Raw genomic sequence first — 2331 nt, 5'->3', positions numbered from 1 at the left:
TTTATATCGCGCGCAACTCGCTGAACCGCCGGGTTGTCATCAAGGAGTGCTTCCCGGGTTCCCTTTGTCGCCGGGTCGGAACGGTTGTCGGCGCGCGGTCGCGTGCCCAGCAGGACGACTTCCGCTCGGCTGTCGGGCGCTTCATGCAGGAAGCCCTGACGCTCTCGAAGCTGAGCCATCCGAATATCGTGAAGGTTCACCAGGTCTTTGAAGACAACGAGACCGCCTATATGGCGATGGACTACATCGAAGGCCCCGATCTTCTGCACACCGTGGACGGCAGCGCACCCGCGCTTCGCCCCGAAGAGGTGATCGCGTTCCTCTACAAGATGCTGGACGCCGTTGCCTACGTGCATGCCCAGGGCCTGCTGCATCGCGACATCGCGCCGGACAACATCCTGCTGGACAAGGCAACCGGTCAGCCGATTCTGATCGACTTCGGCGCCTCGCGGAAAGAGTCTTCGCGCAAGACCCGCGCGATCTCGGGCGTTCGGGTGGTCAAGGATGGCTACTCACCGCAGGAGTTCTACGTCAGCGGCAGCAAGCAGGGGCCGTTCAGCGATCTCTATGCTCTGGCGGCCAGCTTCTATCATCTGATTGCCGGCGAAAGCCCGAAGACGGCGCAAGAGCGTCTGTCGTCGATTGCCGGGCGTGAGGGCGACCCGCTCCGTCCGCTCGCCGGTCGGTTCAAGGCCTATCCGCTGGAGTTCCTGAAAGCCGTCGACAAGGCGATGTCGGTCTTCCCGCGTGACCGTCTGCAATCGGTCGAGGAATGGCTGGCGATGCTGCAGCCGGGGTCGGCGTCGACCGGGGCTCTGTCCTCTGAGGCCAAGGCTGCGGCGCCTGCCGTTGCAGCCCCGCGCGCACGCCCCATACCCTCTGCCGCGCCTCATGTTGCGCGGGCGTTCACGGTCGACAGCCATTTGGCCCGCCAGACAACCACGCATGCGCTTGGGGCGCCGTTGCCGGTCGTGGCGCCGACGGTCCTCGGACATGGCACGCGCAAGATCTTTATGTCGTTCACAGCTGCGGCCTTGCTTGTCTTGGGACTTATGGCAGTGTCCCAGGGCGACCTTGGGCTGGTTCATACCGACGCTGTTGCCGCCAGGACTGCGGGCGCGACAGTCAGCGCTGCGCCGAAGGTCGATCTGACCGTGACGAACATGCTGCGCCTGCCGAGCGGCCTTGCGTTCGAAGAGGTCGCAACGCCTGCGGGAAGCCAGATCATGGTCAGCGAAGTGCCCGACGAGATCCCGACTGACCTTAAGGTGGGCGACGTTCTGCTGACCTATGCGTCAACCGGAGAAACGGTCGGAACCGCGGCGGCGCTGCGGGAAATACTACAACGCGAGCTTGAAAGCGGCGTTACTGCTTACAGTTTCATTATTCGTCGTGGTGACAGTACTATGGATGCAATGTTTCAGCTTGGAGCGGCCGGGTAGCGCTGCTTTTGCGGAAACACAGTTCGGGGAGTGTTAGTCTTGAAGTTTCTTCGCTCTATCTTTGGCGAGTCTGACGAGCCGGGTCATCCCACCGGGACGGCAGAGGCTGGGCCTGACCCTGTCATGGCCGCGCTTGCCGAGCTTGAAGTAAAGCGGCTACGCGAAGCGCTGGCTGCGGCCGCACCTCCGCCCGCGCCGGAACCCGAGCCAGAGCCCGCGGTCGATCAGCCGATCGCCCGGCCAAACCGCGTGGTCAAGGTCAAGGCGCCCCTGCCCGAAGGCATCGCGCCTGCAGCGCGGAGCATCTGGGAGATCGAGGAAGAGGGCCCGGAGCCCTCGCGCGCGGCAAGCCCGGCGCCTGTCGCCTCCAGCGCGGAACCCCGACGCCCGACCCGCAAGAAGACCCGCGTCCTTGGCTTCGACGCGCAGTCGGCGGCGGTTGTGCCCTTGTTTGACGCACCCGAAAGCGCGTCGATTGCGGCGGCGCCTGCTGCAGCAAGCAAGGGATATGTGATGTTCCCGGCAGGCTGGATTGTCGTGAAGGACGGACCGGGCAAGGGCGCATCCTTTGCGTTGTCGCAGGGCATCTCGCAGATTGGCCGGGCCACGGACCAGACGATTTCGTTGGACTATGGCGACATGGCGATTTCGCGTCAGAACCATGCGGCGATCGCGTATGACCCCTCGACGCATCAGTTCCATGTCGGGCATGGTGGCAAGTCGAACCTTGTGCGGCTGAACGGCAAGCCCCTTCTGTCGACGGAAGTTGCCGGGGACGGAGACGAAATCCAGATCGGCGAGACGACGCTGGTCTTGAAAGTGCTCTGCACGCCTGCCTTCAACTGGTCTGCGGTCGAGGCCGAGGGAGACGGGCATGATATGGCGATCG

Annotated in this window: 2 protein-coding genes; both read left to right on the top strand. The window is 63.9% G+C overall.

Features of this window, described 5'->3' with window-relative positions; translation table 11 throughout:
* Positions 1-1442, top strand: a 1442-nt coding sequence (locus ACRCSW_RS18920) for a serine/threonine-protein kinase (protein ID WP_438707205.1), incomplete at its 5' end; no start/stop codon positions are given.
* A 39-nt stretch (positions 1443-1481) separates the two neighbouring features.
* A partial coding sequence (locus tag ACRCSW_RS18915; protein WP_438707204.1) for an FHA domain-containing protein occupies positions 1482-2331 on the top strand: 850 nt, incomplete at its 3' end.

It is taken from the genome of Tabrizicola sp., assembly GCF_051645465.1.
GTDB lineage: Bacteria > Pseudomonadota > Alphaproteobacteria > Rhodobacterales > Rhodobacteraceae > Tabrizicola.
This window is presented reverse-complemented; position numbering and strand designations above follow the sequence as displayed.